Here is a 15,807-nt window from a genome sequence, read left to right as displayed (position 1 = left end):
AGCCGTTGCTGGTCGCGGCGGTTGAACCCGACAGCGACCATCACCATCCACTGGCCCGGTTATCCTGGCCAGTGTTGTTTTGGTGTCATCGCAACACCATCTGAACCAGAGGCAGATCCCATGCAAGTACAGTTTTATCTGCCGCCACCGCAGCCGACTGACCAGCCCGGCCATGATGCAAACAAATTGGCGACGGAACTGCGGCTGCAACATATGCACCGGGTTTGCCAGTTATGCGCCAGCTTGTACCGGCAAAGTCTGAAAGTCTTTGTCTACTGCGCAAATCAGCAAGACGCTGAACTGGTCGATGAGGTATTATGGCAGTTCGATGCGCACAGCTTTGTGCCGCATAATCTGGCCGGTGAAGGTCCGGCCCGGGGCGCTCCGGTTGAAATCAGCTGGTCAGCCCCCAGAACTCAGCGCCAGGTGCTGATCAATTTAACTGAAACTGTACCGGATTTTGTCCAAAGGTTCAGTCAGATCATCGAATTTGTGCCAGCGGCAGAGTCTGATAAAGACATAGCCCGGCAAAAGTATAAACACTATCGCCAGCTAGGTGTGACACCGCAAACCGTGCCGGCCAGCTGAAACAGGTATCGCAATGGAAACTAAATTTAACCCAAGTCAAATCGAACAGGCTATGTATCAGGCCTGGGAAAGCAAAGGCTATTTCAAACCTTCAGGTGACAACTCAAACGGCGCTTATTGCATTATGATCCCGCCGCCAAACGTCACCGGCAGCCTGCACATGGGCCATGCGTTCCAGCAAACCATTATGGATGCGCTGACCCGTTACCAGCGGATGCAAGGTAAAAACACCTTATGGCAAGTCGGTACTGACCATGCAGGTATCGCCACTCAGATGGTGGTGGAGCGCAAACTGGCCGCCGAGGGTAAACCCGATCGCCACGCCATGGGCCGTGAGGCTTTTATCGAAAAAGTCTGGCAATGGAAAGCCGAATCGGGTGGCACTATCACCGAACAAATGCGTCGGTTAGGCAACTCAGTCGATTGGGATAAAGAACGTTTTACCATGGACGATGGTCTGTCGAACGCAGTGCAGGAAGTCTTTGTCCGCTTATACCAAGACGACCTGATTTACCGTGGCAAACGTCTAGTGAACTGGGATCCAAAACTGCACACCGCAATTTCCGATTTAGAAGTCGAAAGCAAAGAACAACAAGGCCAGTTCTGGCACTTGCGTTACCCGCTGGCCGATGGCGCTTTAACTGCTGATGGTAAAAACTATGTCGTGGTTGCCACCACCCGGCCGGAAACCATGCTGGGTGATACCGCCGTTGCCGTTAATCCAGATGACGAGCGTTACCAGTCATTAATTGGCAAAGAAATTTTACTGCCACTGGTCAATCGCCGTATTCCGATCATTGCCGACGAGCATGCTGATAAAGAAAAAGGCTCGGGTTGTGTCAAAATCACGCCGGCGCATGACTTTAACGACTATGAAGTGGGTAAACGTCATCAACTGCCGCTGATCAATGTGCTGACCAAAGACGCCACCATCCGCACTGAAGGTGAGTGTTTCTTTACCAATGGCGAAGAAAACCCGAATTTAACCGCACCGATCCCAGCCGAACTGGCAGGCCTCGATCGCTACGCCGCCCGCAAAGCTATTGTCGCTGCTTTTGATGCCGCTGGCTTACTGGACAAAATCGAAGCCCTGACCAACACCCTGCCCTACGGCGACCGCTCTGGCGTGGTGATTGAGCCGATGCTGACCGACCAATGGTATGTGCGGGTTGCGCCTATGGCCAAAACCGCCATCGAAGCGGTGGAGAACGGCGACATCCAGTTTGTGCCAAAACAATATGAAAACATGTACTACAGCTGGATGCGCGATATTCAGGACTGGTGTATCAGTCGTCAGCTGTGGTGGGGTCACCGCATTCCGGCCTGGTACGATAACGACGGTAAAGTTTATGTCGGCCGCGATGAAGCTGAAGTGCGTGCCAAACATGGTTTAGCTGCAGATGTCGCGCTGCGTCAGGACAATGACGTATTAGATACCTGGTTCAGTTCTGCGCTCTGGACTTTCTCCACGCTCGGCTGGCCAGACAATACTGAAGAGTTAAAAACCTTCCACCCAACAGACGTACTGGTAACAGGTTTTGACATCATTTTCTTCTGGGTGGCCCGGATGATTATGATGACAATGCATTTTGTCAAAGACGAAAACGGCAAGCCGCAAGTGCCGTTTAAGACTGTGTATGTGACTGGTCTTATCCGCGACGAAAACGGCGATAAAATGTCGAAATCCAAAGGCAACGTCATCGATCCGCTGGATATGATTGACGGCATCAGCCTGGACGATTTGTTAGCCAAACGCACCAGCAATATGATGCAACCACAACTGGCAGAAAAAATCGGCAACCAGACCAAAAAGCAATTCCCGGACGGCATCGATGCCTGTGGTACCGATGCGCTGCGCTTCACCCTGGCCGCGCTGGCGTCGACTGGCCGCGATATCAACTGGGATATGAAACGCCTCGACGGTTACCGCAACTTCTGTAACAAACTGTGGAATGCCAGCCGTTATGTCACCATGATGACCGAGGGCAAAGATTGTGGGGTCGCAGGCGGCGACATGACACTGTCGCTGGCTGATCAGTGGATCTTAAGCCAGTATCAGCAAACCGTCGCGCAATTCCGTCAGTATCTGGACAGCTATCGTTTTGATATGGCAGCCAATACCCTGTACGAGTTCACCTGGAACCAGTTCTGTGACTGGTATCTGGAACTGACCAAACCGGTATTATTTAAAGGTGATGAAGCGCAGCAACGTGGTACCCGCCATACCTTGCTGACGGTACTGGAATCCTTGTTACGCTTAATGCACCCGATCATGCCGTTTATCACCGAAGAAATTTGGCAACGGGTCGCGCCAATGATCCGCACCGATCTGAACGCTGGCGATAGCATTATGCTACAGGCTTATCCACAAAGTGACGCTGCTTTGATCAATGACCAGGCCGCTGCCGATATTGAATGGGTGAAAAACTTTATCGTTGCCATCCGCAACATCCGCGGTGAAATGGATATAGCCCCGACCAAACCATTACCGGTGCTGCTGCGCAATTTAGCTGTTGATGACAGCCGTCGTTTAGAGCAAAACCAGCAGCTACTGCAAAATCTGGCCAAGCTTGACAGCATCACAGTGCTGACAGCTACCGACACTGCCCCAGCCAGCGCCGCCCAGTTACTGGGGTCGATGGATATTCTGATCCCAATGGCGGGTCTGATTGACAAAGACGCTGAACTGGCTCGCATCGCCAAGCAACTGGAAAAACTGCAGCAAGAAACAGCCCGGGTCGCCGGCAAGCTCGCCAACGAAGGTTTTGTCGCTAAAGCGCCGGAAGCAGTGCTGGCAAAAGAGCGGGAAAAACTGGCAGATGCAGAGGCGGCTGTGGTGAAACTATTGGCACAACAGGCGGAGATTGCGGCGCTGTAAGCTGTAGTCACTTATCTGTCCGGCACACCTAACCAAAGGCGATCTACAAGTCGCCTTTGGTCATTCTGTACCTGGAGCACCGAACAGTTTAAAAAAACGGCAGCAGCCGTGGGCAAAATAGGACTCAGACAAGGCAAATTTCTGAAGGTTTAGTGAACTAAACCGAAGGAATTTAACGCCGTATGAGGATATTTTGCCCCGGCCCTGCGGGAGCGCTTTGATGTGAGTGACTATCAAGGTTTTGCTCGCACAACAATTGCAGACCCTTCCCCACATGCTTACTCAGTATTGTCACACCAGACCGAATCCGCTGACTGCTGCCCAACATTGGCCGCGCATGATTGACAACACAAATAAACATTTAAGCAGCAACAAAAAGCACATGCATACAGTGTACGAAAGCGCATGCTCAATAGGCTCATGGACCAACTCAGCCAACTAACATACCAGTCAAACTAAGTATTTCACAAATAGCAAATTTGAATTAACATGACATTCATAATCGCCAAGCTCGTGCTGCATCGCTCGCAACTATCAACCGTTTTGTTCTCCCGCAAAGCCAATAGCGGGTGACAACAGCGGTAATAAAAGGAATTGTTATGTTTCATCCATCCTTCAAGCCAGTATTGAAGTACTGCCTGTTATTGGCTTGCGCCTTGTCGACCCATGCCCACGCCAAACACTATGAAATTTTTTCCGATCAGCAAAATAATACCTATTTACTGGAAAAATCTAAATTTGTGTTGCTCCATAGTCATGTGGACATCCCCCTCTTTGTCCAGTCTGAGCAGCCTTATTATAAAATTTCCAACACAAATAATGTCTGGACAGTGCAACCCCTCAGTGCGCAGCAGTGGCATGCCAGCAGCAAAGTTGCTGGCAGCGCACTGATTAAAAGTATCAGAGTGATTGACTTAAATGCCGATGGGAGCCTGGATTATTTTATCGAAACCACAAAACCAGCGACGCCTTTTCTGCTGCTGTTTAGTCAAGGCATGAATTATCAGACGTTTGCTGCAGCTGGAACTGCTGTTTTAGGCTCTGGTTACCAGTTACGTGATCTGAATAATGATGGTTATCTGGATGTCACGGACAGCCAGGGCAAAGTCTATCTGGTTCCTACACCAACAACTTATGGTGTGGTGTTTATTCATACCGATATTTTAGGCTCAGTGATCGGGGAAAGCGATCAACAAGGGAACCTGATTAAAACCAACGAATATAAGCCTTTTGGTGAAATCAAACCTCACTAAACATCCTCTTTGCTGAAGGCTGCCACAGCTGTAGTTGCGGCGAACTGTTTCATGGATATGGAGACGATCAATGTCTGTTAATGTTGCCATCAAGTCATTACATGCACTTTTGTTGCTGCTACTGACTTTCTCTGCTGGTTCCCGCGTTGCTATGGCGGACGACGCGGCCAGAACGCTTTATATGGATAACCGTATCGCCGGTGGTCTCAGCATGCCGGCTGCGCCTGCTAAAATGCCGGTGGCCCAGGCGATGGCACGAGCTGCCGCCGCACCTGGTGGCGGCAATACCGCTGGGTATGTACCGACATATGACCACCTGCTTGACCGACTGCCGACGCAACCAGGCACAACCCCTGAAACCACGGACTTGATTGGTGAACAGATCGATCTGAATGGTGGCGCTTTATCATTTCGCCAGACAGATTTAAGTCTGCCGGGGAATTCCGCGCTTGAAGTTGCCATCCATCGAAAATTCCAGGGCGTTCGTTATGCCACCAACAGCTTTGAGTTTGCCGACTGGCAGCTCGATTTACCCATGATACAAAACACTATTTTGCGTAACAACGTGCCCCGTTACTCAGGGGGCTGGAGCACAGGCCAGGAATGTATGCAGAACAGGCCTGGTCCAATTTACAACGCACCGGATAACATTGAAGAATCAGACTATTGGAATGGTACCCAATTAAATATTCCCGGTGCTGGCTCCCAAATGCTGTTGCAAACCGGAGAAACTTATACCACGCAGTCACACTGGAAAATTCATTGTATCAGCCGTGCTGACGGTCAAGGCCAGGGCTATCAGGCGATTTCACCGACCGGGGTTAAATACACGTTTGATGTCCCCCGGCTTATCCAGATGAAAGGTTTCGTCAAGACCAAAATAACAGCGCGCTTCTATGCGCAAATGCTGGTCAGCCGGATCGAAGATCGTTTTGGTAATTATGTGGTCTATCGCTACCATGGCACTCAGTTGCACAGCATCGAAGCGAATGATGGCCGCAACATCACCCTGACTTATCATGGCGGCACTGGCCCTTTTAAAAATTACGTCAGTGCCGTCAGCGGTGCGGGTAAAACCTGGTACTACAATTACTTGCCAGCAACCAGTCAGGTTCAAAACAGCCTGCATCAAGTGGTGCGGCCGGACCATAAATCCTGGCTATTTTCCCTGGCAGAAATTAATGCATTGGGCCAACCTGCGATCCCGACCCGAGAACTTTCAACGGGTTGCGAACGGAGTATGGCAGCTTCGCGGACTGCAACTATCACTCACCCGCATGGCATGGTCGCCACCTTTACCTTAGCGCCACGCGTGTTTGGCCGCACCGAGGTGCCGAAATGGTATAAAGATATGAAGAACTATTATGCCGTTCAGCCTTGTTATAACCAATATAGTCTGATTACCAAGCAATTATCAGGGCCTGCAGTCCAGACTCAGAGCTGGCATTACAGCTATTCCGAAAATCACGGCGCTTTTGTGGGGGCAGCCAAACCTGTACCCAATGCTCATCTGACACCGCCGTCCGCCATGGACGCTGGTGATTTACGCTCAACCAGGGTTGTGGCCCCAGATGGCAGTGTCACTTTACATTACCACAGCAGACGGTTTGACTTCACTGAAGGCGCTGAAGTCCTGACTGAATATTATGATACAGATGCGGCCACCTTACTGAAACGGATCGAAAAAAGTTACGCCAGGGGGCCTATGCTGGGCGCTGCGGCTATGTTTGATGCAAATTCAGAAAGCACAGACCACGCCAGATATTTAGTATCGGTGCAAACCACTTTGCAGCAAACAAAGTACAGCACCCACTTTAGTGATTTCACCCCTTATGGCAGCGCGCAGTTAACGCACGAATTTAATAATTTCAGTACCCAGGCCAAATATACCAAACGTACTTTTTTAACCGACCCGAATTTGTGGCTGCTGGATTTACCCCTCAGCACACAGGTATCGGCAGACAACTCCAGTTATACCACTGTTGCTGCCACCAGTTATTATCCTGCCACCAGTGCTTATCCATTACTGCCCTATCAGTATAAAAGCTTTGGCCAATTGCAACAGACCGTCGACAGCTACCACACCACAGCGGGCAGTAAAGGCTTACCCGCCCGCATCACTTTGCATCAGAAAAATAGCTGGCAAGCTTTTGCTGACTACAAAGCTGGTCAGCCACAAGTGATCACTGTACCCGACCGCTATCAGACGACCCCTGTGAGTATGTCCCGCAGCATCAACGATGACGGTACCGTCGCTGCAGTGACCGATTTCAACGGCCATCACACGAAGTATCACTACGACGCTCTGGGCAGATTAAGCACTGTGGATATTGGCGATGCGAATTTCAGCGACACCGCCATCAGTTACCAGGATATCGCACCACACCTGGGTGCATTGCAGCAACTGACCGTGCGTGGCGATTATCGTAAACTGGTCACCCTGGATGCCTTAATGCGGCCCATCTTCACCGAAGAATGGGATGCCAACAGCCAAATCCGCCGTTATGTCAACCAACAGTTCAACAGTTACAATAACCCGACTTTTGTTTCTGTGCCTTCAGCTTCAGCCACTGAAAGCTTTGGCAGCCATACCACCTATGATGGCTTGCAACGCCCTTTATCTGTCACCAATACAGCTCAGGGCCTGTTGAGTTACAGCTATGATGGCGGCCACAATATCACCATCACCAATGGCAAAGGTTACAGCACCCACACCAGTTTTCTCGCCTATGGCAGCCCTGCCACCAGCGAGCCGGTCAGTATCAGCCAACCGGAAAGTGTCACGACCTTGCTCAGTTATAATCTGTTTGGCCATGTCACCCAAATACAACAAGATGGTCAGTATGAAACACGCCACTACAACAGTGCCCAACAGTTATGCCTGATTAAACGCGCCGATACCGGCATCAAGGTGTTCAGCTACAATAGTGCCGGTCAGCTCAGCTCTTTTGCCGAAGGGGTCAACGGTCTTGGCCGCACTTGCACCGATTATTCTGCCGTTAGCAGCAGTATCATTACCCTGGCCTACGATAATCGTGGTGAACAACATAATATCCGTTATGCGGATGGCTCTCCTGCGGTCACCTACACCTACGATGCGTCTGGCAACCTGCTGGCGCTGGCCAATGGCCACAGTACCTGGTCTTACCGCTATAACAGTCAGCATCAGTTGACGGCTGAGACTTTAACCATCGATGGTAAAACCTTTGCCATCACTTCAGGTTATAACGCCCTCGGCCATCTGAGCAGCCGTACTTATGGTGGCGCTACCCTCACCTATCTGCCTGACGCCTTCGGCCAGCCCACCCAGGTAAAAGAGGCCAGTACTGTTTACGCCAGCAATATTCTGTATCACCCTAATGGCCAGCTCAGCAGCTTTACTTATGGCAATGGCCTCAGTTTCAGTCAGACCTTAAACGCCGAGTATCTGCCAGAAACTCGCCAGATCACCAAAGCCGCTGCCATGCAGCTGGGTCAGCAATATGTTTACGACCAGCATCAGAATGTCGACAAAATAACGGATCTGGTCAACAGCCAGCGTTCACTCACGCTCAGCTATGATGGCCTGGACCGACTCAGCAGCGCCAACGGCAGTTGGGGCAACGGCTCCTTCAGCTATGATCCGCTTGGGAATATCAAAACCAAGCACTTAGGTGCGCAGACGCTGAATTATCAGTACAACAGCAATAACCTGCTGCTGAGTATCCCAGGACACTATCAGTTTATCTATGATGACCGGGGCAATGTTATTCACAATGGCCAGCGCAGTTTTAATTTTAACCGCGCCAATCAGCTGATCAGCTCCGGCACCGCCAGTTATCGCTATGACGGCCACAACAGACGAGTCCACAAGTCTGGCAATACCCGAGGTTACAGTGTGTATAATGTCGCCGGTCAATTACTGCTGACCGAAAGCGAGCAAGGGCAAGTCCGTTATATTCATTTGGGCAATACCCTGCTTGCCAAAGCCGGCATGGTACACACGCCACAAGACACCCCAGGCTACACAGGCCACCTGACCGATCAGGACCTGAGTCTGACTTATATGCAGCAGCGGTATTATGATCCGGTTATTGGCAGATTCTATTCGAATGATCCAGTCGGATTTAAAACTTCTAATCCGATGATGTTTAATCGCTATGCATATGCCAATAACAATCCGTATAAGTTTACTGACCCGGATGGCAGGGCTGCATTCTTAGTTATATTAGCGACACCTGAAGGTATTGCGTTGACAGCTGCAACTATAGCGGCAGTAGCGCACGGTATTAGCGGAACGCTCAATGCTACATCTGGGGAATCATCAGAGGCCGATAACTCTTCAGAAAGTGGAGGTGTTGTAATTGAAGAAGTAAAGCAGGGGCAAGTTTCTGATCGCGGTTGGAGCAAAGGCGAAATTGATGATTTAGCAAGCGGGGAGCCAGCAGGAAAAACAGTGGACAAACGAGGACCATCCAAGACCGATGATGGTCAGGGTCGAAATGATTCTGCTAGCGTATATGGGTCAAAAGATAAACATGTTGTGATCAATGATAGGACGAACGAAGTTGTCCAAGTGACCGATAAAAATGATCCGAACTGGCAACCAGACAGCAGAATAGAGTGGAACGAGGATAAAAAATGACATTTAAACGTGATGTCTTGTATGACAATCCAAATCTTTTTTTTGACTTAAATGGAAACAACTTAATGAAGCTAACCCCAGATGCTGCAATCGCACTCTGCGAGTGTTTAGCTGAAAAAAATATCGCTGTAGCATGTGTTGAAGGTGGTATATGGCGCAATCCGGGCTTTGAATCGAGGCTCGACGCAATTTGGACGGGAAGAAAGCCTCCATTGGCACCAAGTGACCTAGAACTTAATAACAGCCGAGCAATCAATAGTATTATGGAAGATAGGCTAGAATGTAATGTTTTTATTGTTTCAACATTACCAAATATTTGAATATGGTTTTCTTGAAGTAATATTTAAGCTACAGAACATAAAGTATTGCTTTTTGCCTATGCATGTTTACGTAGACCACGTATATGATTGGTCAAACACCTTGTCGTACCATATAAAAAAGGACACCTAGCATTGGTGTCCTTTTTCATTCCAAACTGCGCAAAACCACCAGCAGCCTGGTCAGTCATTTCCAGTAGAAGTGATCAGTCCTCACCAGCAGGGCTGGCAATGTGGTACAGCGCCTACAACTGGCTGCACTGGAAGCTTTGATCTTTTCTGCTGGCAGGCACTGATCACTTCTACTGTTCAGTGCTGCTCAGGCTGCCGCTATTTGCAGTTTAAAATACGGTCAAATATAAGGCGTTTTAAATCAGAATGGCAATTAAGGACAGCCACATTTTAAAATGATAGTCTCGGTCAGCTCAACTCTTTTGCCGAAGGTGTCAGCGGTCTTGGCCGCACTTGCACCGATTATTCGGCCGTTAGCAGCAAGGGCAATTAACGAATTAAAACAAGCCACCCACTCTTTGGAAACAGAGCAATCGGCTGTTTCTGAAATATGGTTTCTTTGGTCACGATATTTTAAATTCAAGCTTGTCGATGTGGATTTGAAGACTTTAAATTGCAGCAAAAAAGTGCACTTGGCAGGAGAAACTAACTTTTAGGCAGCCGTTATTGCCGCTGCTGCGGTTTCTTATCAATTTTGCAGTGGAAAATTTCGGACTTAGCCAAAACTTCGTCGGCAGGCAGTTTGACCATGCAACCAGCGTAGTCCTAGTTTTTGGCAGAATTGTTTCAGTGAGCTGATAGGGCTAATCACTTGATAAAAATCGGTTTCAAGCTGCTGGCAGTTTTGTAGCCAACAAGCCTCTGAGATACCAAGACGCGCCAGGATGGGAGGTTGTTTCTGGTCAATCACACCGCGTTTGTCATCGCGTAACTGTCGGCCTGTCCACTCAACAAGTTCAACATAATCAATAAAATGATACGGAATATGCTGCTGTGCATTCTGTTGCTGGCTATTGCCGGAGGGGCAATTAAGGACAGCCACATTTTAAAATGATAGTCTCGGTCAGCTCAACTCTTTTGCCGAAGGTGTCAGCGGTCTTGGCCGCACTTGCACCGATTATTCGGCCGTTAGCAGCAAGGGCAATTAAGGACAGCCATATTTTAAAATGCTCGGCCATCTGAGCAGCCGTACTTATGGTGGCGCTACCCTCACCTATCTGCCTGACGCCTTTGGCCAGCCCACCCAGGTAAAAGAGGCCAGCACTGTTTACGCCAGCAATATTCTGTATCACCCTAATGGCCAGTTCAGCAGCTTTACTTATGGCAATGGCCTCAGTTTCAGTCAGACCTTAAACGCCTAGTATCTGCCAGAAACCCGCCAGATCACCAAAGCCGCTGCCATGCAGCTGGGTCAGCAATATGTTTACGACCAGCATCAGAATGTCGACAAAATAACGGATCTGGTCAACAGCCAGCGTTCACTCACGCTCAGCTATGATGGCCTGGACCGACTCAGCAGCGCCAACGGCAGTTGGGGCAACGGCTCCTTCAGCTATGATCCGCTTGGGAATATCAAAACCAAGCACTTAGGTGCGCAGACGCTGAATTATCAGTACAACAGCAATAACCTGCTGCTGAGCAACAAAACAAGCCACCCACTCTTTGGAAACAGTGCAATCAGCTGTTTCTAAAATATGGTTTCTTTGGTCACAATATTTTAAATTCAAGCTTGTCGATGTGGATTTGAAGACTTCAAATTGCAGCAAAAAAGTGCGCTTGGCAGGAGAAACTAACTTTTAGGCAGCCGTTATTGCCGCTGCTGCGGTTTCTTATCAATTTTGCGGTGGAAAATTTTGGACTTAGCCAAAACTTCGTCGGCAGGCGGTTTGACCATGCAACCAGCGTAGTCCTAGTTTTTGGCAGAATTGTTTCAGTGAGCTGATAGGGCCAATCACTTGATAAAAATCGGTTTCAAGCTGCTGGCAGTTTTGTAGCCAACAAGCCTCTGAGATACCAAGACGCGCCAGGATGGGAGGTTGTTTCTGGTCAATCACACCACGTTTGTCATCGCGCAACTGACGACCTGTCCACTCAACAAGTTCAACATAATCAATAAAATGATACGGAACATGTTGCTGTGCATTCTGTTGCTGGCTATTGCCAGCAAATTGCAACAACGGTCCATGAAAGACAGAGTGGATGGCTTTGCCAAGCCGTTGCTGGATACTGGTGTAGTCAGAAGTTTCGGGCCTTTCGGCCATCTTGGCGCGAATAGGATTTAAATCGACATAAGCCATGGCGGTGAGCAGGGCTTTTTCATCCAGCAGCGCCTGCGATTTAAACCGGCCTTCCCAAAATCGGCCTGTGCAGTGGTCCTCAAGGTTGGCCTGTCTCGCGATATGCTCATTCAGACAGCGCATAAACCAACTAATGTCGCAAAGTCTGGTACGCCATTTTTCCAGAATAGCTTCAGTTACTTGGTTTTCTGCTTCACCACTGGAGCCACCAGTCAGATAACGCTCAACCAACACCGGCAAACAAAATAACAGCTGCCAGCTCTTCGCAATCTCCTGAGCGCTCCAGGCGGCTGCTTTGGCCGCATCAACCCGCACCACTAGTCACGCCACATAAAAATGCCCTTCGCACACAACGGCTGACCAAGTGATAATAAGGTGTTTCACTCACACTTATTTGTTGATAGCGTGGTTTTGGCATGGTGTCATCCTGACTGAAAAAACTCATGCCACTAAAAATAGTTTAAAAAAAGTTAAATTAAAGTTTAAATTTGGATGTTTAGTGTGTGGATGTCCAGCTTTTGGCGGCTTTTTCCCGTATTCGGGCTTTATCTAGCTTATTAACAAACGTCAGGTTTCAAGTTTTACATATCACCAATGTAAATAGGCGCAGGTGCATCAGCATAAGTAGGTAAATTATTACATGAACCTGACCCTGCATAATAAAAAATTGCTTTTCCATTATTCTTTTTTATATTTTGTAACATGCTTGCCCACATGGCACATGTGGTAATGCTAACATCTTCACGCTCAGTTTTTAGATTGCAAATAACAGTATAATCACCGCGTCCAGAATGAAGGACATTTACACCTCCATCTTTATAAATCAAGACCCTACTTACAGTTGTCTCACAAAAGTAATCAGCAGTAGCATTAGAGCTCACAAACATGAGAAAAAACATAAAACTTAATATACGCATAACACATTTCCTTAGATATAAACTGTGAAAAATTCACCAGAGAATGTCACATACATCACTGACCGACAACAAATAAAACAATATATCAAAAATAACCTGCAAAACAACAATATTTATATATTAAGCCATTTATATGTACATATATTGAATCATCACAAGGCAAGGTTGTAGGTCATTTGTGACCTTTTGTGACAAAACCAAGCACGATCCGGTCTCCCTCCAACTAATTTCGAGCTTCTGCCAATGAAACAACTTTTAAAATTGAAGATGATGATGTTCCAGCGATATTAAAGCGCCAACTGGTAATCCTCCCATTTTTAACCGAAGTTAAAAGTAGAGTTCATGCAGCCATCAATGGCGGTTTTCCGCCATTTGCTTTGTGCGGCCGTTCATGATTGTAAAACCATAACCATTTTGTGGCATAGTCCTGAACTTCTTCAAGCGTATCAAATAAATGTTTGCTTACCCAGCTGTATCTGATTGTCTTATTGTGTCGTTCAATGTACGCATTTTGTTGCGGCTTACCAGGTTGAATGTAATCAATCCTGATCTCATGTTTTTTCGCCCATTCCGTAAATTCGTGGCTAATAAATTCAGGTCCATTGTCACAACGGATCGCGATTGGTTTGGGTCGCCCTTCAAGTAGCTGATTTAGGGTTCGCAGCACTCGCATTGTTGGCAATGAAAAACCTGCTTCAATCGCAAGCCCTTCACGTTTAAAGTCATCAATCACGTTGAACAGTCGATAGCTTCGTCCATCTGATAACTGGTCATGCATAAAATCTATCGACCAAACCTGATTGGCTTTAGTTGGCTCTTTCAGCGGCTCTGGTGCATTTCGTTTTAACCTTCTGCGTGGTTTTATCCGCAGATTTAACGCTAATTCGCAGTAAATTCGGTATACACGCTTGTGGTTCCAAGCAAAGCCTTTTACGTTGCGTAAGTAATTAAAACACTGACCAAATCCCCAATCCGATTCTTTTTCAGTTAATTCGACAAGAAATTCAGCAATCTCTGCATTTTCGTCGTCATTAACGCGCCGGTAGCGGTAACAGGTTTCGCTGATACAAAATGCTGCACAGGCCAAACGGATACTAATTTTTCGATTTGCAACTGCATGCTGAGCCATCGCTTTACGTTGCGACAGCTTTACCACTTTTTTGCCATGGCTTCCTGAATGACATCGGCCTTTAGCCGCTCTTCGGCATACATCTTTTTCAGTCGGGCATTTTCAGCTTCAAGCTCTTTTAGACGAGCCATCAATGACGCATCCATGCCGCCAAATTTGGCTCGCCACTTGTAAAAAGTCGCAGAGCTCATGCCATGTTCGCGGCACAATTCTGGGACTGGAGTACCGGCTTCAGCTTGTTTAAGGATTGCCATGATTTGGCTATCAGTGAATTTTGATGTTTTCATAGTGAATCTCCTGCGTTTATGTTACGAGAAAATTCTACTTTTGACGTCAGTTAATTTGAGGGGGGATTACCAACTTAGCCGCTATTTGCCGCAAATGCCAAAAAATGGTTTGATCAGTCAACTAACTTGGCGAACAAAATCACCTGAGGAATCCCCACAAATGGAGTAGGTAAAACAAATAGTTAGGCGAGATGGGAACATTCATGGCAGTTCCTGATCTGATCGTTCGCCAAAACTAAACCCCACCGAGGACCAAGCCATGAATGTTCAACGAATGCTCGTTGATTTTCTCTCATTTGTCACGCCAAAAAACATCCATAAAACCAGAATGGCGTCACTTTGCGCGTCGTTGCAAAGTTTGGTCACCAACGGCAAATGTACGGTCACTGCCATCGGTCGCGGCATTCAAAGTGCCGCCACTGAAAAAAGCTGTATTAAAAGAGCCGACCGGCTGCTGAGTAACGAAGGTTTACAGGACGACATTCCGCTGATTTATGCGGCACTGACGAAGGCATTAGTTCAAACTAAACAACCTCCTATCCTGGTTGATTGGCGTAACGCCGACAATAAAAAGCGTCACTTTATCTTGCGGGCCAGCCTCGCACTCGAAGGCCGCTATTTGACCTTGCTGCAAGAAGTGAAAGCGATTGATGAGTACAACTGCCCACGCGTGCATCAGGCATTTTTACTGCGCCTCAAGGCAAGCCTGCCAGCGGATTGCCAGCCGATGATCGTCACCGACGCCGGTTTTAAGGTGCCGTGGCTGAAACAAATTCGTCAGTTGGGCTGGCATTATATTGCGCGGGCGTGCGGTAATCAGACGCCATAACAATTTGATTTAATTGCATTTATCAGTATTGACCAGCTCTACAAAAAGCCAGAACGACGCCGCAGTGTTTGGGTAAAATTAAGCTCACCAGCAGCCAGCGTTATGTAACCACAGCAGTGTTAGTCGGCACGCACTGGAAACTTCGAAAACGCGATAAACATAAGTCATACAAAGAGCCGTGGTTACTGGTCAGTTCATTAGCGCAAACAACTGATTATGCTTCAAAAATCGCTAAGTGTTACAGCGCCAGAATGCAAATTGAAGAGAGCTGCCGCGACCAGAAAAGCCAGACATATGGTCTTGGCAGCAACGCGCATCAGACCTATAAAAAGGAACGTCTCAAAGTGCTGTTGATGCTTGCTGCGCTCGCCAACTGGCTTCATTACATGCTGGGATTGGCGGTGGAAATCAGTGGCAAACATCGGTCGTTGCAAACCAACAGCATCAAACATCGACGGGTGTTGTCGTGCGACTATTTAAGCATGCGGTTATGTCGTCTGGCAAACACCTGTCGTTCCAAGCGAACTCGGTGAAAAATCGCCGGGAGTTATCGTTCAATGATCTGGGCACTTTAGACTGCTGACAGAAACTGAACCTCTTGACTGATCAGGATTTCACACACATAAATCATGAGCCTAACAGCAGCCAATCCAGCGATTCCTGCCACCAGTTCGCT

Annotated in this window: 14 protein-coding genes; 10 read left to right on the top strand and 4 right to left on the bottom strand. The window is 48.0% G+C overall.

Annotation, left to right across the window (positions count from 1 at the left end; translation table 11 throughout):
- Window positions 1-120 precede the first annotated feature (120 nt).
- The 6 genes from AC53GJ_RS03875 (at window position 121) to AC53GJ_RS03850 (ending at window position 10,328) form a co-directional block, all read left to right on the top strand.
- Window positions 121-588 (top strand): DNA polymerase III subunit chi, encoded by a 468-nt coding sequence (locus AC53GJ_RS03875; protein ID WP_496731227.1) that lies wholly within the window; start codon window positions 121-123, stop codon window positions 586-588.
- Window positions 589-601: 13 nt separating this feature from the next.
- Window positions 602-3,466: a valine--tRNA ligase gene (locus AC53GJ_RS03870; RefSeq protein ID WP_496731226.1), complete on the top strand. Its 2,865-nt coding sequence runs from the start codon at window positions 602-604 to the stop codon at window positions 3,464-3,466.
- Between the two features lie 599 nt (window positions 3,467-4,065).
- On the top strand, window positions 4,066-4,719 hold the full coding sequence (locus AC53GJ_RS03865) for an FG-GAP repeat domain-containing protein (protein WP_496731225.1): 654 nt from the start codon (window positions 4,066-4,068) through the stop codon (window positions 4,717-4,719).
- Window positions 4,720-4,789: 70 nt separating this feature from the next.
- Window positions 4,790-9,343, top strand: coding sequence for an RHS repeat-associated core domain-containing protein (locus AC53GJ_RS03860; protein ID WP_496731224.1), 4,554 nt, complete (start codon window positions 4,790-4,792; stop codon window positions 9,341-9,343).
- Entirely contained in the window at window positions 9,340-9,663 is a 324-nt protein-coding gene (locus AC53GJ_RS03855) for a colicin immunity protein (RefSeq protein ID WP_496731223.1), read from the top strand. The genes AC53GJ_RS03860 and AC53GJ_RS03855 overlap by 4 nt, the downstream gene beginning before the upstream one ends.
- Window positions 9,664-10,115: 452 nt before the next feature.
- Complete coding sequence (locus AC53GJ_RS03850) at window positions 10,116-10,328, top strand: hypothetical protein (protein ID WP_496731222.1); 213 nt, start codon at window positions 10,116-10,118, stop codon at window positions 10,326-10,328.
- A 59-nt stretch (window positions 10,329-10,387) separates the two neighbouring features.
- Here the strand turns inward: AC53GJ_RS03850 and AC53GJ_RS03845 are convergent, their stop codons facing one another.
- Complete coding sequence (locus AC53GJ_RS03845) at window positions 10,388-10,714, bottom strand: hypothetical protein (RefSeq protein ID WP_496731221.1); 327 nt, start codon at window positions 10,712-10,714, stop codon at window positions 10,388-10,390.
- A 124-nt stretch (window positions 10,715-10,838) separates the two neighbouring features.
- On the opposite strand from AC53GJ_RS03845, the gene AC53GJ_RS03840 reads away from it, so the two are divergent.
- Entirely contained in the window at window positions 10,839-11,033 is a 195-nt protein-coding gene (locus tag AC53GJ_RS03840; protein ID WP_496731220.1) for a hypothetical protein, read from the top strand.
- A gap of 39 nt (window positions 11,034-11,072) precedes the next feature.
- Window positions 11,073-11,363, top strand: a complete 291-nt coding sequence (locus AC53GJ_RS03835; protein ID WP_496731219.1) for a hypothetical protein — start codon at window positions 11,073-11,075, stop codon at window positions 11,361-11,363.
- A 168-nt stretch (window positions 11,364-11,531) separates the two neighbouring features.
- On the opposite strand, the gene AC53GJ_RS03830 is transcribed toward AC53GJ_RS03835, so the two are convergent.
- The 3 genes from AC53GJ_RS03830 to AC53GJ_RS03820 form a co-directional block, all read right to left on the bottom strand.
- Window positions 11,532-12,284 (bottom strand): transposase, encoded by a 753-nt coding sequence (locus AC53GJ_RS03830; protein WP_496731218.1) that lies wholly within the window; start codon window positions 12,282-12,284, stop codon window positions 11,532-11,534.
- Window positions 12,285-12,550: 266 nt separating this feature from the next.
- Complete coding sequence (locus tag AC53GJ_RS03825; RefSeq protein WP_496731217.1) at window positions 12,551-12,886, bottom strand: hypothetical protein; 336 nt, start codon at window positions 12,884-12,886, stop codon at window positions 12,551-12,553.
- Window positions 12,887-13,226: 340 nt separating this feature from the next.
- A protein-coding gene (locus AC53GJ_RS03820; protein WP_496731216.1) for an IS3-like element ISSod2 family transposase occupies window positions 13,227-14,302 on the bottom strand; the annotation gives its coding sequence in 2 pieces (ribosomal slippage) (window positions 13,227-14,050 and window positions 14,050-14,302; 1,077 coding nt in all).
- A 259-nt stretch (window positions 14,303-14,561) separates the two neighbouring features.
- Here AC53GJ_RS03820 and AC53GJ_RS03815 point away from each other — a divergent pair.
- Both AC53GJ_RS03815 and AC53GJ_RS03810 read left to right on the top strand, forming a co-directional pair.
- The gene (locus AC53GJ_RS03815) at window positions 14,562-15,131 is read left to right on the top strand and encodes a transposase (RefSeq protein ID WP_496731215.1); all 570 of its coding nucleotides are present in this window, start codon (window positions 14,562-14,564) and stop codon (window positions 15,129-15,131) included.
- A gap of 68 nt (window positions 15,132-15,199) precedes the next feature.
- On the top strand, window positions 15,200-15,664 hold the full coding sequence (locus AC53GJ_RS03810; RefSeq protein WP_496731214.1) for a transposase: 465 nt from the start codon (window positions 15,200-15,202) through the stop codon (window positions 15,662-15,664).
- Window positions 15,665-15,807: the final 143 nt, after the last annotated feature.

The sequence above is a fragment of the Rheinheimera sp. B2H12 genome (assembly GCF_059620065.1).
The sequence above is the reverse complement of the archived record's forward strand: the minus strand, read 5'-3'. Positions and strand labels throughout refer to the sequence as shown.